The sequence below is a fragment of the Kitasatospora sp. NPDC092948 genome (assembly GCF_044754805.1).
Taxonomy (GTDB): domain Bacteria; phylum Actinomycetota; class Actinomycetes; order Streptomycetales; family Streptomycetaceae; genus Kitasatospora.
In genome coordinates this window covers 76,578-100,218 of sequence record NZ_JBIVPU010000005.1, presented here as the reverse complement: position 1 = coordinate 100,218, position 23,641 = coordinate 76,578, and the positions used below count along the sequence as shown (strand labels likewise).

The window sequence follows — 23,641 nt, the reverse complement described above, 5'->3', positions numbered from 1 at the left end:
TGGCCGGGTCCCACAGCCGCACCGCGCCGTCGTGGCCGGCGGTGGCGAGCAGGCGCCCGTCCGGGGAGAACGCCACCGAAGCGACAGGGCTGGCACGCGTGCTCCCGTCGTCCCTCACCACCGAGTGCACCCATGAAAGGACCGCCCGCTCCGGGGCTGCCGGACGCCGCGGCAGTCTCGCGCGGGCGTGGACCCGGAAGCGTTCGAGTTCCTCCCAGCGGGCGCGCCACTGCTTAACCCGCGGGTCCTCACGACCCACGGGGTGGCCGTCCTCGAGCGCGAGCAGAGTCTGGACCAAGGCCATCAGGAAGTCCAGGCGCGGCAGGCGCTTGCCCGCCAGAGCCTCGCTGACTGCAGAGGCCGACAACGGCCGCGCAGACGGTGCCGCCTTCTCCACCTTGCGCAACGATGGGCTGCCGCAGCCGATCCGCAGATCGCGCAACTCCATGGCAAAGGCAGACAGTTCCCGCGGGTAGCTGTCCTCGACCAACTGCTGCGGCTCTGCGATCGGGTCGGTCACATGGTCCCCCTGACGGTATGTGGGAACCACCGTAGAACCCCCGATCAGGGGGACGCACCGAAAACGGCCGAACAGCACCGGACAAGCCCGATGTTCGGCGGACCCGATGGAATGTACGGCCCCGGTCGGCGCTGGTCGGGCTTGCACGGGTCCGTTCGTACCATGGCTGGCCGCGGCCGGAGCGGAGCTGCACTGGTAGGCATGGACACCGACGACACCGCCCAGTCGCCCACCGCGACCCCCGCTCCTGCTCCCGTTGCGGCGCCTCCCGCCTTCCCGCCCCCGGCGGACGGCATCGTCCGCCCGGCCGATCCGACTTCCCACGCCCCGATCGGCGAGCGGGTGCTGGACCTGACGGCACTGCTGCTCCTGATCGCCCTGGCCGCCGCCGTGTTCGTCCTGGCTGGCCCCGCCGCCTTCACCGCTGTCACAAGTGCAGGCGTGGGCCTGTTCGTCGCCTGGCGCTCGCGCTGGTGACCGCGCCCGGCCAGCCGCAGCCAGGCTCCCAAGTTCCGTCCGGCACCTGTCGGCTGTCGGGTTCACCACCGGCCCCGAGGTGATCGAGGCCATGATGCGGCGGGCGGCCGAGCTGGCTGACCCGCCGCGCAACCTGATCGCCAACGCCCGCGCGGAGGCAGGTGCCACAGCACCTGCACCAATCCCGCGTGGGCCGCTGCCGCCACCGACCTGGACGAGGACTTCCTCGCCGAGACCGCCGCCAACGCCCGCACCGTACACGTCGATCCGGTTCCTGCCGTCGACGCTCTCGTGCGCGGCCTGCTCGCACAGTTGACCCATCGGCAAGCCGCGATCGGCAAGCTCGGCCGCGCGCTCACTGCGGCCACACAGGACCGGCCGCAGCTGGACTGGGCCGCCGGCGTCGGCCGCACCAAGGACATCCGCTCGCTCCGGGCCGAGATCGGAGTGCCCCATACGGGGGACAGCAACGACTTGGCCCTGCCGGTGCGCACGGTCATCGATCTCAAGCACCGGGTCAGCGAGCTCACCCACCTGATCGCTGAGATCCGCACCCGACCCGACGCTCCCGTCGACGGACAGCAGCATCATGGTCAACCGCTGACTGGGCGTCAGAACGTTGGCATGATAATTGCCATGGATCTCACAGCGAGTATGGGGGCTCGGCTCCTGAGGATCACGGTGGTCGACGACCGCGACCGCGATGCGTTGCAGTCGCTGTTCGACTGGCTGCGGCTGGAGGACGAGCTCCGGGGACGGCTGCGGCTGGAGGCATCGCGCAGCGCGCGCCCTGGGGAGATGGGCGCGCTGCTCGACGTGCTCACCGTTGCGTTGGGGTCGGGCGGCGTCGGGGCGGTCCTCGCCAGTTCCCTGTCCGCCTGGTTCAGCCAGCGCCGCGCGGAGGTGAAAGTGGTCCTCACCCGGGACGGGCGCAGTGTCGAGGTCGACGCGCGGGTGGCGAAGGACGAACTGCCCGGCCTGATGCGGGAGATCGGCCGGCTGGTGGACGGGCCGGAGCAGCAGGGGTGAGTCGTTTCCCTGATCCCTTCCGGTCGCGTGCGGTGCTGATCGGGGTCGACCGTTTCCCGGACGAGCCCGGCCTCGCCGATCTGCCGGCGGTGCGGGCCAACGTGGCGAGTCTGCGGCGGTGTCTGACGGATCCCCGTACGGGGGTGCTGGATGCGGGGAACTGCGAGGTCGTCGATCCCCGGGCGTCCGTCGCGGAGATCGGTCGCGCCGTGGGCCGGGCCGCCGACGAGGCCTCGGACCTGCTGCTGATCTACTACGCGGGGCACGGTCTGGTGGACGACCGGGGCCGGCTGTACCTGGGAACGAGCGCGACCCGGACCGGCTCGCCGAAGTACAGCGCGCTGGCCGTCGATCTGCTGCGCGAAGACCTCGGCGCCAGTGGCGCCGCGGCCCGCGTCCTGATTCTGGACTGCTGCTTCTCCGGGCGCGCCATCGACGTGATGGCGGGTGAGGAGGGTGTGCTGGACGGCCAGCTGTCCATCGCGGGCACCTGCACGATGACGTCCACCAGCGGCACCGCACCGTCCTACGCTCCGGCCGGTGAACGGTACACCGCGTTCACCGGAGCGCTGCTGGCCGCGCTGGACAGCGCGGAGCCGCTCAGCCTCGACGGCATCTACCGCGCCGTCGCCGCGGACCTCGGCTCCCGCGGACTGCCCCGCCCCCGGCAACGCACGACCGACACCGCAGCCGCCCTGTCACTGGCCCGCGGCCGAACGGAACCGGCCGACACGCCCGGCCCCGACGATCCGGACCGAGAGAGATTTTCCCGCCGTTCCCCGGCCGCGGCACGCAAGAGCCGGGGCGTTCGGTGGCGGGGGGCCGCGGCAGCGGCAATCTTCTCCCCTGTACTGGGGCTCCAGGTATCGGGGCTGACCAACGACATGAGGTGGACATGGGGCGTTCCTGCCGCGGCCGCCGCCATCGCGCTGGCATTCGCGGCAGCGACCGCGCCGTTCAGGCTGAAGGACGCGGAACTGGTCATCGACCGCTCGGCCGTCACCACGCACCTGCACTACCGCAACCGCACCGACACCGTACGTATAGCGTGGGAGGACGTCTCCCACATAGGAGTCCTGCCCCTCAGGAACCTGCGCCCGGCACAGGTGGGGTGGTACAGCCTTCTGATTGTCCGTCCGCGACCAGGGGCCCTTGCGGCCGACTTGCCCAGAAGCCATGTGATTACCCGCGGGCTGTACGAGCTCGGCTACCGCTCCCTCCCCCACACGGCGACGGTCCACACACACCATGATCAGTTCCTCGCGGCACTGGACAGGTACGCCCCGGTCCGCGTGCTGCGCACCAAGCAGGATTTCATGAGCCACGACCCGCGCGTCCGGGAGGACATGCTCTGAGGACGAGGCGGCCGGCTGTGCGGGGGCCGGTCGTGCCAGGCTCCGGCCCTGGTCCCCGGTGTTCCTCTGCTGTCGGTCCGCCCGCTCGCACCTCCGGACACGGCGAATCGGACTCCGGGTTCAGCGGCACGGCGAGACGTGGCCGGGCGCCGAACCAGCGGCAAGGGCCGTGTGCCGGTGCCACCGCCGCGGTTCCGGAGCCGCCACTCCGTCCCGGCCGGGGCCGTCCGACGGATCGGGGCCAGCCGGGCACCGGGGCCGGCCCCGCCGGGCGCTCGGGAAGGCCGGAGGGCCGTGGTAGTCCAGGTCCTGCCCCGCCCACGCGGGGGTCAGCCGCCACGGTCCCAGCGATGGCCGGCTTGCACGTTGCCCTCCGGGGGCCGCTCGGAGAGGGCCGCTCGGAGGGGGCGATTGCTGAAGCGGGGAGGCGGTCTCGCGGGAGCGGCGCCGCCCGGCGCGGAGTGCGGGCACCTCGCAGCCCGGCAGGGCCGGGGAGCCGTGCGCCGATCCGACAGGGACCGGATGGTCACCCGTCGCCTGCCCGCGCGCCCGCGCAGCGGCCCTGCCGCCTGCCCGCACGTCCGTGCGGCGGCCCGGCCGGCTCGTCAGCGGGGCCTGCGTGCCGCGAAGTGCCAGGCGCCCTGCTGGACGAGGAGGGTGAGCACTCCGGCGAGGACGATTCCGGAGAGGTTGAGGGCCAACTGCACGGCCGAGCCCCAGCCTTGCGCGTACTCGCCGTACGCGACCGCCACGGCGGCGTTGGCCGCGGCCGGCACGGTGGTGACCGAGATCGCCACCCCGACCAGGGCGGACGCCTTGGCGGAGGTCAGCGACAGCAGGCCCGCGACGCCGGCCAGGAAGGCGACCACGAAGGACATCGCGTCCGGCTGCCAGATGAACGAGGTGTTGGGCCGGGCCGCGGCGAACTTGGCGTCGCTGAACAGGCCGAGCGCGTCCATCAGCAGCGCGAACCCCACGGTGAGGACCATCGCCACGGCGAACCCGACCACCAGGGCCAGCAGGGACCGCACCGCGGGCCGGGCCCGGCGCTGCACCACGGCGACGCACAGCCCGGCGAGCGGCCCGAACTCCGGGCCCACCGCCATCGCGCCGACCACCAGGATCGCACTGTCCAGCACGGCGCCGCAGGCGGCCAGCATGGTGGCGACGGTCAGCAGGGCGAGGAAGACCCAGCTGAGCGTGGACTCCTCGTGGACGATCCCGGAGACCTCCTCCCACACCAGCGCGTCCACGCCCTCGCCCGGGGCCTGCTGCTCCGCCTCCTCGGCGGCCCGCGAAATGGTCAGCCCCGACTCGTCCAGCGTGATGGCGCCGCGCTCGGCCAGGCCCAACGCGCGCAGCTCGCCGAGCAGTTCGTCGACCGACTCGCGGGCCACGTCGCACAGCACCAGGTCGCCGGCCGGCCGGACCGCGCCGCCGGGCAGCACCGCCACGTGGGCGACCCCCACACAGGCGTCGAGCCGGTCGAGCACCTGCTCGCGCAGGTCGGCGGGGACGATGAGTCGAAGCTGAAGCAAGGAGTCCTCCGGGCGGTCGCGGCTGTCCGCCAAACCCTAGAGCCGGGCCGGGCCGGGCCGGGCCGGGGTCGGGGCCGGAGGCTGCCGGGGCGGGTCACTGTGCGTAACGGGCCGCCAGGGTGCGGGCGGTGGCGGCGAGGCGGGCGCGGAGTTCGGGGGGTTCGAGGACGTCGATGTCGGTGCCCAGGCGGAGGAACTCGCCGTGGGCGTGGTCGACGGACTCGATCGGCACCAGGGCCTGCGTCCAGCCGTCGTCCGCGGGTGTCACGCCGAGGCGGCGGGCGCCCTCCGGGGTGAGCCGCACCAGGGCGTGGCCGGTGTGCAGGCGGGCCCGGAAGTCGGCCAGGTGGCCGGCCCACCAGGTGGGCAGGGAGAAGTCCGGCGGGACGGTGAACTCCTCGTCGAGGCAGGTGAGGTGGAGAATCTGGTCGACCCGGTAGGTGCGCGGGCCGGACGGCCCGCCCGCGACCAGGTACCAGCGGCCGGCCTTCAGGACCAGCCCGTACGGGTCGACCTGCCGGGAGATCTCCTCCGGGGCCCGCCAACGGCGGTAGCGCAGCCGGACCGTGCGCCGGGCCCACACCGCGGCGGCCACGGCCGTCAGGTGCGGCGTGTCGTCGGCGTCGCCGTACCAGCCGGGGGCGTCGAGCAGGAAGCGTTCCTGGATCCGGTCGGCGTGCGCCCGCGACTGTTCGGGGAGGGCGGCGCGCAGTTTGAGCCGGGCGGTGGCGAGGGCCTCGCCGAGGCCCAGTTCGGCGGCGGTGCCGGGCAGTGCGGCGAGGAACGCGGCCTGCGCCTCGTCGGCGGTCAGCCCGGTCAGCCGCGTCCGGTAGCCGTCGACCAGGCGGTAGCCGCCCGCGTGCCCGGCCTCGCCGTACAGCGGGATGCCGGCTGCGGCGAGCGCCTCGACGTCGCGGTAGACCGTCCGGACGGAGACCTCCAGTTCCTCCGCCAGTTGACGGGCCGTCAGGCGGCCCCGGTTCTGGAGCAGCAGGAGAAGGGTGACCAGTCGACTCGCGCGCATGCCCGCCAGTGTCCCGATCTCCACTGACACTGGATGTCAGGGGAGCGGCCCTAACCTGCGGCACATGAACGACTTCGACTTCCTGCACGGCACCTGGCAGGTCGCCAACCGCCGCCTCACCACCCCACTGGCCGAACCGGCCGGCGACACCTGGACCGAGTTCCCCGGCCGCGCCGTGGTGCGGCCGCTGTTCGGCGGCGCCGGGAACATCGAGGAGATCGACTTCGACACCCTCGGGCGGCAGGGCCTGACGCTTCGCCTGTACGACCACATCGCGGGGCAGTGGACGATCCACTGGTCCGACAGCCGTACCGGCCGGCTCGACCCGCCGATGACCGGCGGCTTCACCGGCGACCGCGGCGACTTCCACGGCGACGACCAGTACGACGGCCGCCCGATCCGGGTGCACTTCGCGTGGCACCGCCTCGGACCCGACACCGCCCGCTGGGAGCAGGAGTTCTCCGTCGACGGCGGACTCGGCTGGGAACTCAACTGGACCATGGACTTCACCCGGATCGCGGAGAGCGCCGCATGAGCATCGTCGAACTGCGCCAGTACACCCTGCACCCCGGCGCCCGGGACACCCTGATCGACCTGTTCGAGCGGGAGTTCGTCACCGGCCAGCAGGACGTCGGGATCACGCTCGGCGGCCGGTTCCGCGACCTGGACGACCCCGACCGTTTCGTCTGGATCCGCGCCTTCCCCGACATGGCGCACCGCCGCCGCGCCCTGGAAGCCTTCTACACCGGCCCGGTGTGGCGGGCGCACCGCGACGCGGCCAACGCCACGATGGTCGACAGCGACGACGTCCTGCTGCTGCGCGGCCCCGGCTGCACGCCCGCCGCCGACGCCCGCGAGGTTCAGGTGACGATCTGTCAACCACCGTCCGCCGCCGAGTTCGACAGCTACGCCGCCCGGCACCTGCACCCGCGCCACGCCCTGCACCGCACCGAACACGCCGTCAACGACTACCCGCACCTCCCCGTCCGCACCGGCCTCGACGTCCGCGTCTGGTTCGGCCCCGCCGAACCGCCGCCGTGGACCCCGCTGCAACGCCTGCGGCTGGCACCGGTCGGGGAGCAGAGGCCCTAAGGTCGGGGCATGACCGACACCGAACCGCCGGGCGGCCACCGGCCCGATGACGCCGAGATCGCCGCCGGGTGGGCGGAGCCCTGGCGGCCCGAGCAGGTTGCGCCGCGGCTGGCCGGGCTGGATGCGCCGTGGTGTGTGGCGGCGGGGTGGGCGCTGGAACTGTTCCTCGGGCGGGAGACCAGGCCGCACGGGGACCTGGAGATCGCGGTGCCGGCCGCCGCGTTCGACGAAGTGCGGGGCCGGTTCCCCGAGTTGGCGTTCGACGCGGTCGGCTCCGGCACGGTGTGGCCCGCCGCCGGGCCGGAGGCGCTCGCCGCGACGCACCAGACCTGGGCCCGGGAGGCGGCGAGCGGCCGGTGGCGGTTCGACGTGTTCCGGGAGCCGCACGACGGGACGACGTGGATCTGCCGTCGCGACGAGACGCTGCGGCTGCCCTACCCCGAGGTCGTCGAGCGCACCGCCACCGGCATCCCGTACCTGCGGCCCGAACTGGTCCTGCTGTTCAAGGCGAAGGCCGTCCGCCCCAAGGACCAGGCCGACTTCGACCTCGTGCTGCCCCACCTGTCGCCCGCCCGCCGCCGCGCCCTGGCCGGCTGGCTGGCCCGGGTCCACCCCGGCCACCCCTGGCTGGAGCGGACGGCCGTCAGCTGACGCGGTGGAAGGTCGGCGGGACGGGCAGCGACGCCCAGCGGGGGAGCGGCCAGAGCAGGACGCGGGCGCGGCCGAGGACGTGGTCGGTGGGGACGAAGCCGCCGCCGGGGTTGTGGAGCTGCTGGAAGCGGGAGTCCGCGGAGTCGTTGCGGTGGTCGCCCATCACCCATAGGTGCCCGGGCGGGACGGTGACGGTGCCGACGGGGAAGTCGTCGCAGGGCGTCGCGCCGGGGTACAGGTACGGCTCGTCCAGGACGGTGCCGTTGACGGTCAGGGGGTGGCCGGCGCGGCAGTCGACGGTGTCGCCGCCGACCGCGATCACCCGCTTGATCAGGTCCTTCTCGTTGGCGGACGGCGCCAGCCCGACCCAGCTCAGCGCGTTGCGAACGCCGCCGACGACGCCCCCGGTGTCCGGCGCGGAGGTGAGCCAGCCGCCCGGATCGCGGAAGACCACCACCTCGCCGCGCTGCGGGGTCTCGCCGAGCCAGGGGCTGAACTTGTCGACGGCGACCCGGTCGCCCTTCTGCAGCGTGCCCATCATCGAGCCCGACGGGATGACGAACACCTGGAACACGAAGGTCTTCAGCACGAACGCCAGCACCAGTGCCACCGCCGCCGGCACCACCAGCCCGCGCAGCGCGGAGCGCCGCCGACGCGCGGGCCGGTCGGCAGCGGTCCCCGCCCGCAGCCGGGCCGAGGCGGACGCGAGCAGCGCGGAGCGGTAGGACATCGGACGACCCTTCCCCCGGAGGCCGGACAGGCCGCGCGGACCCGGCCGGTCGCCATCGTACGGACCCGGCCCGTCGGGGGGACGTAAGCGCCTGTCGGCGGCGCCCGGTACGGTGCGTCAACTCCCGTGGCGGACAGGAAAAGAGAGGCGCACCCCGTGACGAACGACTGGGACACCGCACTGGCCGAGGCCTTCGCGGCCCTGCTCGGCGAGGACGCGACAGCGGCGGCAGCGGCGGACCCCGCCGCCCGGTACGGGGCGTACTACGCCTCGGAGACCCTCGACGAGTTCCTGTTCCCCAACTCCTGGGCCACCGCAGACGCCCTGACGGACCCGGAGCCGACCTACCTGCCGGACCCGGACGGACCCCACCCGTTCTCCCCGTGGAACTGGCGGTTCGACCTGAGCGCGTCACTGTTCCGCTTCGACCCCGACCTGCTCGCCGCGACGGGCGCCTGGGGCGCGGACGGCCACAAGGGACCGAGGCCGTTCGACGACGCCTTCGTCACCGACCTGCTCGCCGTCGCCACTTTGGACGCCTCCGACGGCGCGGTGGTGCGCGGCGCGGACCTGGGGCCGCTGCTGCGCCGCCACGGGCTCGACCTGGCCGGCCAGGGGGCGACGCCGCTCAACCACTGGCTGACCGTCGTCCTGTGCGTCGCCACCGAGGGCGCCCTGCACGCTGCGCTGCGGGCCGCCACCTTCACCGACCGCGGCCCCGAACACCTGGTGACCAGGCACGACGTCAGCAGCGACCGCCCCGCCGCCGAACCCTGGGAGAAGCGGCTGGACACGGTCGCGCACCCCGGGCTGCGCCACCACCTGCGGCTGCTGTGCCGCTCCGCGGAGGACGCCCGCAGCGAGGGCGGTTGCTGCACCGGCTCCGAGCACTGGCCGTGGAGCGACGTCCTGGACGCGGCCGGCGGCTCGCTCGTCCTGGGCTGGTGCTTCGGCGAGTACCAGGCCGGGGTCGCCGCCGCGCGGCTGCCCGCCTGACGGTACGTCGAAAAGCGAGCGGTGCCGCGGCCCGTCCCCCAACCGGCCGCGACACCGCCCGCCGTGCCCCGAGGCTAGACGCGCTGCCAGAGGGCGGGGACCACGTCCGGCGTCCAGGTGCTCTGCGACAGGTGCGCCTGCAGGCAGCGGTAGCTGACGCCGTTGTAGGTGACCACGTCACCCACGTTGTAGTTGACGCCCGCGGCCCAGGTGGTGCCGCCGCTGCCGCCGCCGTTCACCACCAGGGTGAAGGAGGTGGCGTGGGTGGCCGAGGCGCCGGCGCCGGTCAGGGTGATGGTGTAGGTGCCGGCCGGGGTGGAGGCCGAGGTGGCGACCGTCAGGGACGAGCTGCCGCCGCTGGAGACGGTGGACGGGCTGAACGAGACGGTGGTGCCGGACGGCGCGCCGCTCGCGGTCAGCGACACGCTCTGCGCCGAACCCGAGGTGGTCGCGGTGGAGACCGTCGCGCTCGCCGACGAGCCGGCCTGGACGGTGGCGGTGGCCGGGTTCACCGAGACGCTGAAGTCGTTGGTCGGCGTGGTGGTGCCGCCCACCGAGGTCTGCCAGATCGCGTACGCCACACCGTCGGCGTTGCGGGTCAGCACCGTCGCGTCGACGTTGGACGTGGTGTCGCACGACTGGTGGTAGCAGGAGTCGTACGAACGGCCCGCCGTACCGCCCCACTTGGCGGCCTGCGCGGACGTCTTGACGGCGTCGGCGCCCGCCGCGTAGCCCGAGGTCGGGATGCCGGCCTGCTGGAACGAGTAGTCGTCGGAACGGCCCTGGCCCTCGACGTTCTCCTCCGGCTGGAGGCTGAGGGAGTCCCAGTACGCCTTCAGCGGGGCCGCGGCGGCCGAGGTGAGGTTGTTGACGAAGTAGCCCGCGTTCGGCGAGCCGATCATGTCGAAGTTGTAGTAGCCCTTGATCGCCGAGCGCTGCGTCGAGGACAGCTGGCCCACGTAGTACGCCGAGCCCTGCATGCCCTGCTCCTCGCCGGCCCACCAGGCGAACCGGACGTGCTTGCTCATCGTCGGGTTCTGCTGCGCCAGCGCGAGCGCGTTCTCCAGCAGCACGGCCGAGCCGGAGCCGTTGTCGTTGATGCCCGGGCCGGCCGAGACCGAGTCCAGGTGCGCGCCGAGCATGGTGACCTGGTCGGACGGGCCGCCCGGCCAGTCGGCGATCAGGTTGTTCGAGGAGTAGGTGCAGGAGGTGCAGGTCTGCTCGGTGACGGTGTAGCCCGCCGCCTGGAGCTTGCCCTTGATGTACGCCACCGACTGCGTGTAACCGGCGGAGCCCGCCCGGCGGTTGCCGCCGTTCTGCTGCGCGATGGTGTACAGCTGGCTCAGGTCGGCCTGCACCTTGGTGACGTCGATGTGCGGCGCCGGACCGCCCGGGTTGCCGCCGCCGCTCACCGTCAGCTGGTACTGCGCGGTGTGGGTGGCCGGGCCGGAGCCGGTCACCGTCAGCGTGTAGCTGCCCGCCGGGGTGCTCGCGCCGACGTTGATGTTCAGCGTCGCCGAACCGCCGGACTGCACGCTCGACGGGGAGACCGTCGCGGTGGTGCCGGTCGGCGCGCCGCTGACGGACAGCGAAACGGCCGCCGCGGAACCGGAGGTGACGGCGGTGGAGACGGTCGCCGTGGTCGACGCGCCCTGCTGCACGGTGCCCGCGGACGGGCTCAGCGCCAGCGAGTAGTCGCTGGTCGGGGTGGCGGCGCAGGTCGGGTCACCGGTCTGGGCCGGCACGCTGATGGCGTCCCAGGCGGCCTTGGTGCGGTTGAACAGGTTGCAGGTGGCGTCGAGGTTCTTCGCCGCCGTCAGGGTCGTGGTGCGGTACTTCTTGTACGTCATGCTGCTGGTCTTCAGCAGCATGCCGCCGTAGAAGATCTTGCCCGCGCTCTGGATGCCGACGCCGGTCACCGTGGAGGAGTTGCAGGTCGGGCTGGTCGGCCGGCCGTTGGTCGGGTTCGAGCCCTCCGCCAGCAGGTAGAACCAGTGGTTCAGCGGGCCGGCCGCCGCGTGCACCTCGGTGCTCGGGATGGACGCCGAGTAGCAGTTCGGGTTGCCCGATATCTGCGACGGGTTGTACATGATCCGGATCGGGCCCTGCCCGACCAGGTTGATCGCCCGGCCCACCGCGTAGTCCGGGGAGTCGAACGGCGCGGGCTCGTTGACGTACGCCTTGGTCAGCGCGCCGAAGATGTCACCCGTGCCCTCGCCCAGGCCCGCCTCGTTGTTCGCGCCGCCCGGCGTGTACTGGTCGATGCCGTGGCCGAACTCGTGGCCCACCACGTCCATCGCGCCGATCCACTCGTTCGCGTTGTTGTGGCCGATCGAGACGGACGTGCCGTCCCAGTACGCGTTGACGTCGTTCAGGCCGACCTTCACCGGCCAGCTGCCGCCGTTGCCGTCGTGGCCGTTGCGGCCCAGCCAGTCGCGGAGCATGTTCCACTCCTGCTGCGCCGCGAACATCGCGTCGCCGCACCCGGTCTCCTTCGAGGTCGGGTTGCCCGTGCCCCAGGAGTCGGAGGACTTGCTGAACACCTGGCCGGTCGAGTAGTCGGAACAGCTCAGACCGGGACGGCTGGGGTCGCGCAGTGAGTACGTGCCGCCCGAGCTGGTGGTGGAGATGGTCAGCGGCGCCGGGCCGTTCCACTTGCTGTTGATGGTGCCGGCCTCGACGTCGTCGTAGCTGTCGGCGACCTCGCCGGTGATCGCGTCGACGAACACGTGCAGGTGGCTGGGCGCCTCACCGGTCGAACCCGTCAGCACGGACTCCCAGGCCAGCCGCGAGGAGCCGTCCTTGACCCGCACCACCAGGCGCGGGGCGTCGGCCGAGTCGACCTTCGCCAGCTGCTTGCGCGCGGTCTGCTCCGCGGCCGCGGCGCTCACCTTCGCCTTCGTCGGAACCCCGACCGGGCCGGACTTCGCGTTCTGCACCGACCGGACCTTGCCCTGCCCGTCGGCGAGCACCACCGCGTCGCCGCCGACCACCGGCAGGCCCTTGTAGGTGCGCTGGTACGACACCGAGTACAGGTCGCCGCCCAGGAACGGGGTGACGGACTGCCGCTCGTACGACTCGTCAGGCCCCTTGGCCAGCGAGTCCAGGCCGGCCGACGCGGCCAGATCCGCCGCCGAGACCGCCGCGGCCAGTGGGGTGGGCGCGAGCGGAGCGGGCGTGGGCGAGGCAGCTGCCTGACCGGCGAAACCGCCCAGCATGCCGCCCAGCACGGCCAGGGTGGTACCGGCGGTCAGCAATCTGCGTTTCATTCAGAGCTCCTATGGTGTGGGGGTGCCACGGGTGTGGGGGTGCCCGGAACCCTCACACCGTCGCCATGCCCCGGTCAACGGGGCTGACAGGGCCCACAAAGAGCTGGCAAGTTCCGTCAAATGGCCCGACCTCGAACGAAGTTGGCAAACAACAGGTACAGACCACGCCATGTACGCGGCCGGGGTCGATTGGTACCGTCTCGATACCGCCCCCCGTACGGGCGGGCGCGGCGGAGCCATCGGGGAGGTAGCGGCGAATGCTGGGCGCAACCGGCCCGGTCACGACACCGGGCAGCAGCGGCATCGGCAGTGGCGTCGGCGGCGCGACCGGCACCGGCACCGGCAGCAGTGGCCTCGGCACCGGCGGCAGCGGTGGCCTCGGCAGCAGCGGCGGCTCACTCGGCAATGGCGGCGGCAGCCTCGGCAGCGGCTCCCTCGGCAGCAGCGGCGGATGGCAGGAGTTCGGCGCCCTGCTGCGCCACTGGCGCCGCAACGCCGGCTGGACCCAGGCCCAACTCGGCGCCGCCGTCGGCTACGACCACACCGCCGTCAGCCGACTCGAACACGGCGCCCGCCGCGCCACCCCCCGACTCGTCCGACGGCTCGACGAACTCCTCTCCACCAGCGGAGAGTTGACCCGCTGCTACGGACGCGCCGAAACCGCCGAGGCCGACCGCCCCGCGCTCCCCGCCCACCTGCTGCGCCCCCCGCTGCCGCCCGGCGACAGTGCGACGAGCACCCTCGCGATGGTCGAGCACTGCCCCGACCGGCTGCCCCATCACGACCTTCAGTGCCCGCTGCACGGTGCCGCCGGCTGCCAACTCCCGCCCCCCGCCGCGGTGCTGGCGCTGCACGCGGCGTTCTGCGACAACCCCGCCGCGCCGCTCGACACCGACACCGTGCACGCCCTCGCCGCCGTCCTCGGCGCCCAACTCCACAGCGCGGAACGGGCGATGGGCGAACGCGGCCCCGGCACGGTGATCGAGGCCACGCTGCGCGCCGTGGTCGCCCGGCTCGCCGACGCCCCCACCCGGCACCGCCGCGTCCTGGCCCGCCTCGCCGCCGAACACGCCCACGCCGCGGGCAGCCTGCGCCTGCACGGCGGACGCCCCGCCACCGCGATGGCCTGCTTCGACCGCGCCGTCGGCTGGGCCGCACTCGCCGGAGACCCCGCCACCCAGGTCGCCGCGCTCAGCGACATGGCGGTGCTCGGCCTGCTCGACGACGACCCGTTCTCCTCCCGCGACTACGCCCGGGAGATCCGCCACGCCGCGCCCGGACACCACTGGTCCGGCGCGCTCTCCCAGATCGGCGAGGCCCGGGCGACCGCCCTGGCCGGCGACGTCCGGGCCACCGTCCGCCACCTCGGCCGGGCCCGGCTCCACCTCGACCAGCCCGAGGACGCCCCCTTCCTGGTCCCCTGGCTCACCCCGGCCGCCCTGCGGATGCGGATCGAATCCGGGTCCGCCGCCGCCCTGCGCGACCTCGCCGCCGCGAGCGGAGACCCCGGCCTCGCCCGCCGCGCACTGGCCGCCGCACACACCGCGCTCGGCCTGCTCGGCACCGGCGAACTCCCCGCCGCCCGTGCCATGCTGACCGCCCGCATCGCCGACTGCCACCTCTGCCAGGACGACCCGCACACCGCCGTCGCCACCCTCGCCCCGCTCCTCGACACCCCGCCCGCCGCGCTCCCCGCCCTGGTCCGCCACGAACTGCGCGGCCTGCGCGCCCGCCTCACCGCCGGCGCCCCCCGCTGGGGACACGCCGCCACCGAGGCGGCGGCCCGGCTCGGCGCCGCGATCTGACACAGGCGTCCTGCCGGGCGGCCCGGGCGGCCCGGGCGGCGACTATGATCGGCTGATTCATCGACTCCGAGGGGGACGGCAGCCATGGGCGCAGCAGACGGTCGCGAGCCGGACGTTCCGGAGATCTCGGACGACGAGCTGCTCGACGTCGCGGACAACCCGGCACAGGCGGCGGAACTGCACCGGGCGCTGCGGACGATCGCCAGGACGGACAGCGTCGGCCCGGAGCTGCAGCAGATGGCCCGGGCGGTGCTGAGCGGCCGGATCGGGATGCGGGACGTGGTGGAGTCCGACCGCTACCTGTCGGCGATCGGGGCGCGGCTCGACGAGATGCGGAGCGCGGCGGAGAACCTGTCGCCGGAGGACCGTGCGGAGTCCGAGAAGCGGGCCCGGAAGCTGCGCGAGCAGAACGAGGCCGAGTACGGCCCGGAGGAGTTCGACGACGAGTGGGACCGCCCGCGCGACGACCACTGACACCCCGTCAGGCACTCCGCAGGGCCGGGGCAACGGTCGCCTCCAGGGCGGCCAGCGCCTCGGCCGAGGTGAAGCGGCCGGACTCGACCTGGTCGCCCGCGGCGAGGATCAGCGTGTAGACGCTGGTGACCAGCCAGTGGGCGGGCAGATCGGCGCGGAAGACGCCCTCGTCCTGCCCGCGGGTGATCAACCGCCCGACGGTGGCGAGGATGTCGGCGTGCCGGTCCTCGACGGTCTCCGCGGGCAGCGCGCGCCGGGCGGCGTGCAGCATCCGCAGGTTGCGGTCGAGCAGGTGCCAGGACGAGCGCAGCAGCGCGGACAGGGCGCGATCGGCGGGCTCGCGGTCGAGCCGCTGGGCCGCGACGGTCGCGGTGACCTCCCGCAGCGCACGGTCCATCAACTCGCCGAGCAGCGCCTCCCGCGACGGGAAATGCGCATAGAGCGTGACCCGGCCGACGCCCGCCGCAGCCGCGATCTCGCCCATACTGACCTGCGGGTCGCGGGCGAAGCAGCCGGCGGCCGCAGCCAGGATCGCGGCGATACTGCGCTCGGCATCGGCCCGCCGGGGCTGCCCGGATCCGCCCCGCCGGGCGGACGCGGCGGGGGCTCGGCGCTGGTCGGAGTCCATGAGGGGAGTCTAGGCCCGTCGCTCGCCGCCCCGGACGGGTGGCACCGGGAGGTCTCCCACCCGCGGCCGGAGGGGAACAGCAGGCACCGGCGTCGGAGACCGTAACCCTGTTGCGCGCGGTGGTGGAGAACCAGGCCCGCGGCCGGTTCACGTCCCAACAGGTCCTGCCGCACACCGTAGTGATGATCACGTCGCTTGCTCCCCCCTCCCCCTCCCGCGACGGAGGTGATCCTCGACAGCACGATCCCCACGATCGACATGGTTCGCGCCGCTGGTCTTGGTGAAGCTCCCTGACCACTGGCAGGGGCCCCAGATTCGAACATCGAGCTCGTGCCCGCTGCCTCGACGTGACGGCTTGGCACCCTGACATGTCTGCGGTGATGGTGCCTCAGTGTCGCCGCGCGACCGACCCGTAATCACTCCAGCAGGCGTTCCACCGCGTCCGGGACCCAAGGGAACGGCACGTCGGGCCAGCGTGTGGCCGCCCATTCGTCGATGTCGACCGCGAGAACCGCGTCGACGAAGACGCTTGGGGGCTGGTAGCCGTGGACAGCGATGTAGTGGGTGACCAGGAACGGCGCGGCGTATGCGATCCCGGGCCGCCCCGGGATCCGCACCTCTCCGTTTCCTTCCGGGCCGTCGCCTGCGGGACAGAGGTCGCACTCGTGTGTCCCGAGGCATTCGTTCATCCACTGGATCCTCTGGACGGCTTCCAGCCTCTCGATGAAGCCAGCGGGGACCGGGCCGGTCGGATATGGCCGGCCGGCCTCCAGCCAGCCGACGTTCAGGCGGGTATAGACAGGGCGGTACCAAAGCGCGAAGAAGCCGGACTCCCTGTCCGTGAAGGAGTCCTCGGCCAGATAGTCGTACTCGGTCAGATCTTCGTAGAACACCAGGGAATCATTGCCGCACGGCTCCATCGAGGCCAGCGCATTGACGCACCGGCCAGGACCTGGCCTTGGCCAGGCTTCGAGGGCGGCCCGACCACTGTGCCGGCGCCGTTCCGAGCCCGGCCAGTTCGTCCATTTCTGTGTCTTCGGGAAGCCGAAGGACCGTTGGTCGTATCCGGGGTTCCTGGCGATGACCGTCCAACAGGCCCTTGACGATTTCAACGAGGTTCGACCGTGACTGCTCCGGAGCCGGCGGCATCGAACCAGCCAACCCGATCTTGTCCCGGCCCGACCGGTCGCGCGCACGGCAGACTCACCAATCCGCGACTTCTCGATTCCTGATTCGACCGAACCTCACGACGGCCTTGGGCGCAGGTGCTCAGTGGGCGTGCATGCCCGCAGGGCGTTCGGCGCGGCCAGGGGGGATCAGGGCGGGGGTGAGGGCGGCCAGTAGGAGGGCGGTGGTGGCGAGGGCGAGGTGGGCGGTGGGGAAGCCGGCGGAGGTGTGGGCGGCGATGCCCGGGGCGGCGGCGGTGGAGACGACGGCGATGCCGATCGCGCCGCCGACCTCGTGGAAGGTGTTGACCACGCCGGACGCCAGGCCCGCCTCCTCGTGGGGGACGAATCCGAGGGCGGTGGTGGTCGCGCAGACCAGGACGGGGACGATGCCGAAGGCGGCGAGGGTGAGGCCGGCGACCGTCCAGGCCGGGCCGTCGGTGCAGGCGAGGAGGGCGATGCCGGCCGCGGCGAGCAGCAGGCCGCCGGTGGCGACGGTGCGGACGCCCGCGCGGGCCAGCCGGCGGCCCGTCAGGTGGGCGGCGACGGCGGTGCCCGCGGCCATCGGCAGGACCAGGGCGCCGGTGGCGAGGGCGGAGAGGCGGCGGACGTCCTGGAGATAGAGCGAGGCGAGGAAGACCAGGCCGAGCAGGAGCGCGGTGGCGACCAGCATCAGCAGTGATCCGGCGGCGACCGGGCGGCGGGCCAGGATGCGGACGTCCATCAGCGGGGCGTCCGTCCGGCGTTCGACCGCCGCGAACAGGCCGTAGAGGGCGAGGGAGCCGAGCAGCGGCAGCACGGCGGACGCCGAACCCCAGCCGCTGTCACCGGCGTTGACCAGGCCGAGGACCAGTGCGCCGGTGGCGGCGGTGACCAGCAGGGCGCCCGGGAGGTCGATCCGCCGGCCGGCGGCGGGGGGAGTGGGCGGGAACAGGGCGGGCAGGGCGGCGAGGACGGCGAGGGCCACCGGCAGGTTGACGAAGAACACCCAGTGCCAGCCGGGGCCGGCCGTGAGGAGCCCGCCGAGCATCGCGCCGGCGGCGAAGCCGATCCCACCGAGCATCGCCCACACGCCCAGGGCCCTGGTGCGCTCCGGGCCGTCGAACGCCCTGGTCAGTGCGGCCAGTGCGGCCGGGGAGACCAGCGCCGCGCCCACGCCCTGGGCGGCGCGTCCGGCCAGCAGCAGGACGGGCCCGTCGGCAAGGCCCGCTGTCAGCGAGGCGGCGGTGAACAGGAGCAGACCGGCCGTCAGCGTCCGGCGCGGCCCGAACGCGTCGGCCAGGCGTCCGCCGAGCAGCATCAGGCCGCCGAAGCAGAGCGTGTACGCGGTGACCGCCCAGGTGAGGGCGGAGCGGCCGAGGTGCAGGTCGGCGCCGATCGCGGGCAGCGCGACGTTGATCACCGTGACGTCCACGACCAGCATGAACTGGGCCAGGCAGAGCACCCCGAGCAGCAGGCGACGGCGCGGGTGTGCGGCGACCGGTGGGTGGGTGGACGGTGCGTGGTGCGCGGTGCCGTGCATGGTGGACCCCCCGTAACTCGAACAGTGGTGTACGGGTTAATGGATAGCAGAAAGTCAGGTAAGTTGAACAGTCGTGTTCGGGTTGATCCGGAGAGAGGGAAATCCCGGTCCGGTCGGGCCAGTTGGGCCGGCGGCCGTGCAGTGCCCGCGCGACACGCCCGCGAGGCGTCCGCGAAGAAGGGCTCGTCGGCGGTGTCCGCAGGGGCGGGCGTCACGCCCCGGGCGGGGCCGGCCAACGGTGCGACCGGCCGGGCCTCCTGGGTGGCGTAGAAGCCTGACGAATCGTCAGGACGCCTGGTCCAGCACGCCGTTGACGACCGTGTGCAGGTGGCGGCGGAAGCGGTCGAGGACCGGTAGGTCGAGCGGGCCCAGGCGGCGGCCGGCCGGGTCGATGACGCCGGCCTGGCCGAAGGAGTGGGACGTCCAGACGATGGTGAAGACCAGCATCTCGACGTCCACGCCGGCGCCCAGGCCGGCGCGGTCGAGCACCTCGCGGACGGCCGCGGCGACCTCGGCGACCAGCGGGCCGGCGAACTCGGTCTCGATGTCGGCCAGATCGGAGCCCTCGGCCAGCCAGCGGCGCATCCACAGCGCCGGCACCTCGGGGTGGCCGAGGCAGAACGACAGGTAGGCGTCCACGAAGGCGAGCAGTGCCGCCCTGGTCTCCTCGGGCAAGGAGCCGCACGCGTGCAGCCGGCGGACGGCGGCCGTCACCACCTCGCGCTGGGCCAGGTGCGCCCGGCGCATCACCTCGCGGTACAACTCGGGCTTGGCGCCCACGTGGTAGGCCACGGTGGCGATGTTCAGCCCGACCGCGTCGCCGATCGCCCGGGTACTGGTGGCGTCGTACCCGCGTTCGGCGAACAGGCGGGTGGCGGTCGCCAGGATGCGCTCGCGGGGCTCACGGGGACTGTCGTCGGACCGGGTGCTCATACGGTCGAGGCTACCGACATGTCGGGCCGGTTTCAATCATGTGACGGAGATGAGAAAGCCAGGTCAGAGACCATTGCCCTTCCCTCCATCATTCGATTGAATGAGCGCCTTCCGCAGAGAGGAGGGCCCGGCCATGGGCTCCACGAAGGTGGCGGTGATCGGCGCCGGCGCGGCCGGGCTCGCCACGGCCAAGGCGCTGCTCGACCACGACCTCGACGTCACCGTGCTGGAACGCGGCGACCGGGTCGGCGGCCTGTGGGCGGGCGACGACAGCGCCGGGACGTCACCGGCGTACGACAGCCTGCACCTGAACACCAGCAAGGGCCGCACGCAGTTCGTCGACCACCCGATGCCCGAGCACTGGCCCGACTACCCGTCGGCGGCCAAGGTGGCCGGCTACCTCGCCGACTACGCGCACCGGTTCGGCGTCACCGAGCGGATCCGGTTCGGGGCCGACGTCACCGCCGTCCGGCGCGCCGGGACGCACTGGGAGGTCGAGACCGCGGCCGGCGCCGAGCAGTACGACGCCGTGGTGGTCGCCAACGGCCACAACCGCGACCCGAAGTGGCCCAGCCCCGGCTACCCCGGCGCCTTCGACGGCGTCCAGCTGCACGCCCACGACCACCGCGGCGCCGACGCGTACAAGGACAGGCGCGTCCTGGTCGTCGGCATGGGCAACTCCGCGATGGACGTCGCCGTGGACGCCTCGTACGTCTCCCGGGGGCCGGTGCTGCTCTCCGCCCGGCACGGCAGCCACATCGTGCCCAAGTACCTGTTCGGCCGCCCCGCCGACGCCACCGGCGGCGCGCTCGCCGTGCTGCCGTGGCGGATCCGGCAGGCCGTCGCCCAGACCGTGCTGAGGCTGGCCGTCGGCACCCCCGAGCGGTACGGCCTGCCGAAGCCCGCCGGCGGGCTGTTCCAGAACCACCCCACCATCAGCGACACCGTCCTGCACCGCCTCACCCACGGCGAGATCGAGGCCCGCCCCGGCATCGAACGGCTCGACGGCAACCGGGTGCAGTTCACCGACGGCACCGCCGACCGGGTCGATGTGATCGTCTGGGCCACCGGGTACCACGTCACCGTCCCGTTCCTGGACGAGCGCTGGACCGGCGGCGACCTCGAGGCGCTGCCGCTCTACCAGCGGGTCTTCCACCTCGACGACCCCACCCTGAGCTTCGTCGGCCTGATGCAGTCCACCGGCGCCGCGCTCCCCGTCGTCGAGGCCCAGGGCAGGTTGGTCGCCGCCCACCTGGCCGGCCGCTACGCGCTGCCCGCCCCCGAGCAGCAGCGCGCCCACGTCGCGCGGATGCACGCCGCCGCCGTCCGCCGCTGGGGCGCCAAGCGGCCGATGATGCGGATCGACTTCGACCAGTACACCGCCGCCGTGCCGCGCGAACTGCGGGCCGGCGCCCGCCGCGCCGCCCGCACCAACCCCACCACGAAGGCAGCGATATGACGATCCGACTGTTCGATCGACGTCAGGACCCGCGCGGCCGGCGCGTACTGATCACCGGCGCCTCCGGCACCATCGGCCGCTCCCTCGGCGAACGCCTCACCCGGGCCGGCGCCCACGTCGTCGGCCTCGACCTGCGCCCCACCGGCGACGAACCGTTCACCGTGCTGCGCTGCGACATCACCGACGACACCAGCGTCGAATCGGCCGTCGCCGAAGCCCTCGACACCCTCGGCGGCCTCGACATCCTGGTCAACAACGCCGGCATCGGCGGCCCCGCCCCCGCCGAACTCGCCCCCGGCGACGAAGTCCGCCGCCAGCTGGAGATCAACCTGCTCGGCACCTGGCGCACCACCGCCGCCTGCGTCGACGCCCTGGTCGCCGCCCGCGGCCGGGTCGTCATGGTCACCTCCCGGATGGCCGTCATGCAGCTCCCGCTGGCCGCCGCCTACGGCGCCTCCAAGCGGGCCATGGTCGCCTACGCCGACGCGCTGCGCCTCGAACTCGGCACCCACGTCACGGTCTCCTGCGTCTACCCGTCCGCCGTGCGCAGCCCCATCCACGACTCCACCAAGGCCGCCGGGCTCTCGCTGGACGGCATGAGCGTGTACGAGCCGCTGGACGGCGTGCTCGACACGATCGAACGCGCCGCGCTCGCCGTCCGGGCCCGCCGCGACCTTCCCACCACCCGCAAGGGCGCCGTCGAGTTCTTCCTCGCCCGGCACCTGCCCGCGCTCACCGACCGGATCGTCCGCGGCACCCTCGCCAAGCGCGCCGCCGCCGGTGCCTTCGACGACGCCCCGCTCGCCGCCGGCGTCGCCGCCCGCCACCGGAGCACCCCGTGACGGACCCTCAGGCCCCGCCGAGAGCCGGCCGCCGCACCCTCACCCTGTACGCCACCGGCTCGGTCGGCATGGGCGTGTGGGTCACCGTGCCCGGGCTGCTGCTGCTCTACTTCCTCACCGACGTGCTCGGCGTCCCCGCCGCGGTGGCCGGCCTGGCCCTGCTGCTGCCCAAGATCGTCGACATCGTGGTGCACCCGCTGCTCGGCTCCCGCTCCGACCGGCAGGCCCGCACCCACGGCCACCGCCGCCGGATGATGCGCACCGGACTGCTGCTCGGCCTCGCGATGGCCGCCATGTTCACCGTGCCGCCGGCGCTGACCGGCGCACCCGCCGCGCTCTGGGTCGGCGGCTGGCTGATCGTCGGCAACCTGCTGTTCGCCGCGTTCCAGGTCCCCTACCTCACCACCCCGTCCGACCTGCTCGTCGGCTACCACGAGCGGACCCGGGTCTTCATGTTCCGGATGGCCCTGCTGACGATCGGTCTGCTGGGCGCCGGCGTCGCCGCGCCCGCCCTCGCGGCCGGCGGCGGGCGCGCCGACTACACCCGGATGGCGCTGCTGCTGGCCGTCGCCATGACCGCCTCCGCCGCCGTCGCCCTGGTCGGCGTCCGCCGCCTCACCGACGCCTGCGGCTTCCGCGCGCCCGACCCGCGGGCCGGCCACTCCACCCTCGCCGACCTGCGGATCGCCGGCCGGGACCGCAACTTCCGCGCCCTGGTGCTGTCCTACCTGTTCACCGGCACCACCACCCACCTGTTCCTGGCCGCGCTGCCCTACGTCACCCAGTACCTGTTCCACAACGCCAAGTTGACGGCGCTGTTCATGGGCCTGTTCCTCGGACCCGCGATGTTCGCCGGACCCGCCTGGACCGCCTGGTCGCGGCGGATCGGCAAACAGCGCGGACTGCTGATCTCCCAGGCCGTGTTCGCCACCGGCTCGCTCGCGCTGCTGCCCGGCGCGCTGCTGGCCGGCGCCGCGGGCACCGCGCTCACCGCCGTTGTGGTGATGGCCATGGGCCTGGCCTTCTCCGGCCTCCAGCTGTTCGCGTTCTCCATGCTGTCGGACGCCGTCAACGCCGCCGGCTCGCCGACGGCCGCCGCCACCGGCTCCTCCAAGCCCGGCTCTTCGGAGGCCGGCGCCTCCAAGGCGGGCTCTTCGGAGGCCGGCTCGTCCAAGGCCGGCGCCTACACCGGCGTGTGGACCGCCACCGAAGCCACCGGCACCGCCGTCGGCCCCTACCTGTACTCCGCCGTCCTCGCCGTCGGCGGCTTCGTCTCCAGCACCGGCGGCCACCCCGCCGCGCAGAGCGGCACCGCCCTGAACGCGCTGCTGCTCGGATTCACCGCCCTGCCCGCCGCACTGATGGCCGTCGCCCTGTGCTTCCAGCGCCGATGTACCTTGGACCGCACCCCGTGACCGGACCGGAAACCCTCGCCGTGGCGGCCGTCGCACTTGGCGCGTTCGCGCAGGCCGCCACCGGCATGGGCTTCTCGCTGATCGCCGCTCCCGCGCTGATCGCCGCCGTCGGCCCGCACCGCGCCGTCCCCACCGTGCTGCTGCTCGCCGTGCTCGCCTCGCTGCTGCCGCTCGCCCGGGACTGGCGGCACACCCGCCCCCGGGACACCGGACGGCTGCTGCTGCCCACCCTGCTCGGTACCCCCGTCGCCGCCCGGCTGCTCGGCGGCGCCGACACCCGGGTGCTCGCCGTCGCCGCCGGCCTCGGCGTTCTGGCCGGCGTCGCGCTGCTCGCCCGCGGGTTGCGCTCGGCGTTCCTGCAACGCCCCGCCGGGGCCTGGCTCAGCGGCCTCTCCAGCGCCGCGCTGAACGTCATCGGCGGGGTCGGCGGCCCCCCGGTCGGCCTGTACGCCGCCAACGCCGGGTGGCCCGCGCGCGAGGCCCGGGCCACCCTGCACGCGTTCTTCCTGGTGCAGAACATCGCCACCGCGGCCGTGCTCGGCCTCGTCCTGCCGTCCTGGCCCGCGGTGGCCGCGCTCGCCGCCGGCGCGGCCACCGGCATGGCGCTCGCCCCGCGCCTGTCGCCCACCGCCACCCGCACCGGCGTGCTCGCCGTCTCCTGCGTCGGCGCGCTCGCCCTGATCGGCACCGCGCTCTGAGCTGACGATCCGTCAATT

21 protein-coding genes and 1 pseudogene are annotated in these 23,641 nt (G+C 73.5%); 13 read left to right on the top strand and 9 right to left on the bottom strand.

Going from position 1 to position 23,641, the window contains the following annotated elements; genetic code table 11:
* The coding region (locus ACIQF6_RS17400) for a hypothetical protein (RefSeq protein WP_400895578.1) at positions 1 to 520 on the bottom strand (520 nt) is incomplete at its 3' end.
* 201 nt (positions 521 to 721) lie between these two features.
* On the opposite strand from ACIQF6_RS17400, the gene ACIQF6_RS17395 reads away from it, so the two are divergent.
* The 3 genes from ACIQF6_RS17395 (at position 722) to ACIQF6_RS17385 (ending at position 3,381) form a co-directional block, all read left to right on the top strand.
* Positions 722 to 997 carry a hypothetical protein gene (locus ACIQF6_RS17395; RefSeq protein ID WP_400895575.1) on the top strand — a complete coding sequence of 92 codons (276 nt, stop codon included), beginning with the start codon at positions 722 to 724 and terminating at the stop codon, positions 995 to 997.
* A gap of 291 nt (positions 998 to 1,288) precedes the next feature.
* Positions 1,289 to 2,026, top strand: a complete 738-nt coding sequence (locus ACIQF6_RS17390) for a hypothetical protein (protein ID WP_400895573.1) — start codon at positions 1,289 to 1,291, stop codon at positions 2,024 to 2,026.
* Positions 2,027 to 2,058: 32 nt separating this feature from the next.
* Entirely contained in the window at positions 2,059 to 3,381 is a 1,323-nt protein-coding gene (locus ACIQF6_RS17385) for a caspase domain-containing protein (RefSeq protein WP_400895571.1), read from the top strand.
* Positions 3,382 to 3,986: 605 nt separating this feature from the next.
* Here the strand turns inward: ACIQF6_RS17385 and ACIQF6_RS17380 are convergent.
* Positions 3,987 to 4,919: a DUF389 domain-containing protein gene (locus tag ACIQF6_RS17380; RefSeq protein WP_400895569.1), complete on the bottom strand. Its 933-nt coding sequence runs from the start codon at positions 4,917 to 4,919 to the stop codon at positions 3,987 to 3,989.
* A gap of 94 nt (positions 4,920 to 5,013) precedes the next feature.
* The gene (locus tag ACIQF6_RS17375; RefSeq protein WP_400895567.1) at positions 5,014 to 5,943 is read right to left on the bottom strand and encodes a helix-turn-helix transcriptional regulator; all 930 of its coding nucleotides are present in this window, start codon (positions 5,941 to 5,943) and stop codon (positions 5,014 to 5,016) included.
* A gap of 64 nt (positions 5,944 to 6,007) precedes the next feature.
* Between ACIQF6_RS17375 and ACIQF6_RS17370 the strand changes: the two genes are divergently transcribed.
* The 3 genes from ACIQF6_RS17370 to ACIQF6_RS17360 are packed head-to-tail and all read left to right on the top strand — an operon-like array spanning position 6,008 to position 7,686.
* Positions 6,008 to 6,478 (top strand): hypothetical protein, encoded by a 471-nt coding sequence (locus ACIQF6_RS17370; RefSeq protein ID WP_400895565.1) that lies wholly within the window; start codon positions 6,008 to 6,010, stop codon positions 6,476 to 6,478.
* On the top strand, positions 6,475 to 7,035 hold the full coding sequence (locus ACIQF6_RS17365; protein WP_400895563.1) for an NIPSNAP family protein: 561 nt from the start codon (positions 6,475 to 6,477) through the stop codon (positions 7,033 to 7,035). Before ACIQF6_RS17370 ends, ACIQF6_RS17365 begins: the two co-directional genes overlap by 4 nt.
* Before the next feature lie 9 nt (positions 7,036 to 7,044).
* Positions 7,045 to 7,686 (top strand): nucleotidyltransferase domain-containing protein, encoded by a 642-nt coding sequence (locus ACIQF6_RS17360; RefSeq protein WP_400895561.1) that lies wholly within the window; start codon positions 7,045 to 7,047, stop codon positions 7,684 to 7,686.
* On the opposite strand, the gene lepB is transcribed toward ACIQF6_RS17360, so the two are convergent.
* Positions 7,679 to 8,416, bottom strand: a complete 738-nt coding sequence (gene lepB, locus ACIQF6_RS17355) for a signal peptidase I (protein WP_400895559.1) — start codon at positions 8,414 to 8,416, stop codon at positions 7,679 to 7,681. The genes ACIQF6_RS17360 and lepB overlap by 8 nt on opposite strands.
* A 156-nt stretch (positions 8,417 to 8,572) precedes the next feature.
* Here lepB and ACIQF6_RS17350 point away from each other — a divergent pair, with 156 nt between their 5' ends.
* Positions 8,573 to 9,412 carry a hypothetical protein gene (locus tag ACIQF6_RS17350; protein WP_400895556.1) on the top strand — a complete coding sequence of 280 codons (840 nt, stop codon included), beginning with the start codon at positions 8,573 to 8,575 and terminating at the stop codon, positions 9,410 to 9,412.
* Between the two features lie 74 nt (positions 9,413 to 9,486).
* Here the strand turns inward: ACIQF6_RS17350 and ACIQF6_RS17345 are convergent, their stop codons facing one another.
* A complete protein-coding gene (locus ACIQF6_RS17345) occupies positions 9,487 to 12,681 on the bottom strand; it encodes a M28 family peptidase (RefSeq protein ID WP_400895553.1) in 3,195 nt (1,064 codons plus the stop codon).
* A 257-nt stretch (positions 12,682 to 12,938) separates the two neighbouring features.
* Here ACIQF6_RS17345 and ACIQF6_RS17340 point away from each other — a divergent pair, with 257 nt between their 5' ends.
* Together ACIQF6_RS17340 and ACIQF6_RS17335 are read left to right on the top strand one after the other, a co-directional pair.
* Complete coding sequence (locus tag ACIQF6_RS17340) at positions 12,939 to 14,486, top strand: helix-turn-helix domain-containing protein (protein WP_400895550.1); 1,548 nt, start codon at positions 12,939 to 12,941, stop codon at positions 14,484 to 14,486.
* Between the two features lie 84 nt (positions 14,487 to 14,570).
* Positions 14,571 to 14,960 carry a hypothetical protein gene (locus ACIQF6_RS17335; protein ID WP_400895547.1) on the top strand — a complete coding sequence of 130 codons (390 nt, stop codon included), beginning with the start codon at positions 14,571 to 14,573 and terminating at the stop codon, positions 14,958 to 14,960.
* Positions 14,961 to 14,967: 7 nt separating this feature from the next.
* Here ACIQF6_RS17335 and ACIQF6_RS17330 read toward each other — a convergent pair whose 3' ends face one another.
* The 4 genes from ACIQF6_RS17330 to ACIQF6_RS17315 form a co-directional block, all read right to left on the bottom strand.
* Positions 14,968 to 15,588, bottom strand: coding sequence for a TetR/AcrR family transcriptional regulator (locus tag ACIQF6_RS17330; RefSeq protein WP_400895545.1), 621 nt, complete (start codon positions 15,586 to 15,588; stop codon positions 14,968 to 14,970).
* 416 nt (positions 15,589 to 16,004) lie between these two features.
* Complete coding sequence (locus ACIQF6_RS17325; RefSeq protein ID WP_400895542.1) at positions 16,005 to 16,481, bottom strand: hypothetical protein; 477 nt, start codon at positions 16,479 to 16,481, stop codon at positions 16,005 to 16,007.
* 376 nt (positions 16,482 to 16,857) lie between these two features.
* Entirely contained in the window at positions 16,858 to 18,276 is a 1,419-nt protein-coding gene (locus tag ACIQF6_RS17320) for an MFS transporter (protein WP_400895539.1), read from the bottom strand.
* A gap of 285 nt (positions 18,277 to 18,561) precedes the next feature.
* Positions 18,562 to 19,209, bottom strand: coding sequence for a TetR/AcrR family transcriptional regulator (locus ACIQF6_RS17315; protein ID WP_400895536.1), 648 nt, complete (start codon positions 19,207 to 19,209; stop codon positions 18,562 to 18,564).
* Positions 19,210 to 19,342: 133 nt separating this feature from the next.
* Between ACIQF6_RS17315 and ACIQF6_RS17310 the strand changes: the two genes are divergently transcribed.
* From ACIQF6_RS17310 to ACIQF6_RS17295, 4 genes and pseudogenes are all read left to right on the top strand, one after another.
* Positions 19,343 to 20,668, top strand: coding sequence for a flavin-containing monooxygenase (locus ACIQF6_RS17310; RefSeq protein WP_400895533.1), 1,326 nt, complete (start codon positions 19,343 to 19,345; stop codon positions 20,666 to 20,668).
* A complete protein-coding gene (locus tag ACIQF6_RS17305) occupies positions 20,665 to 21,510 on the top strand; it encodes an SDR family NAD(P)-dependent oxidoreductase (protein ID WP_400895530.1) in 846 nt (281 codons plus the stop codon). Before ACIQF6_RS17310 ends, ACIQF6_RS17305 begins: the two co-directional genes overlap by 4 nt.
* Positions 21,456 to 22,925, top strand: a pseudogene (locus tag ACIQF6_RS17300) (MFS transporter); the annotation flags it as partial. The gene ACIQF6_RS17305 and the pseudogene ACIQF6_RS17300, both read left to right, overlap by 55 nt.
* Entirely contained in the window at positions 22,922 to 23,623 is a 702-nt protein-coding gene (locus ACIQF6_RS17295; protein ID WP_400895528.1) for a TSUP family transporter, read from the top strand. The pseudogene ACIQF6_RS17300 and the gene ACIQF6_RS17295, both read left to right, overlap by 4 nt.
* The last annotated feature ends 18 nt before the right edge of the window (positions 23,624 to 23,641 follow it).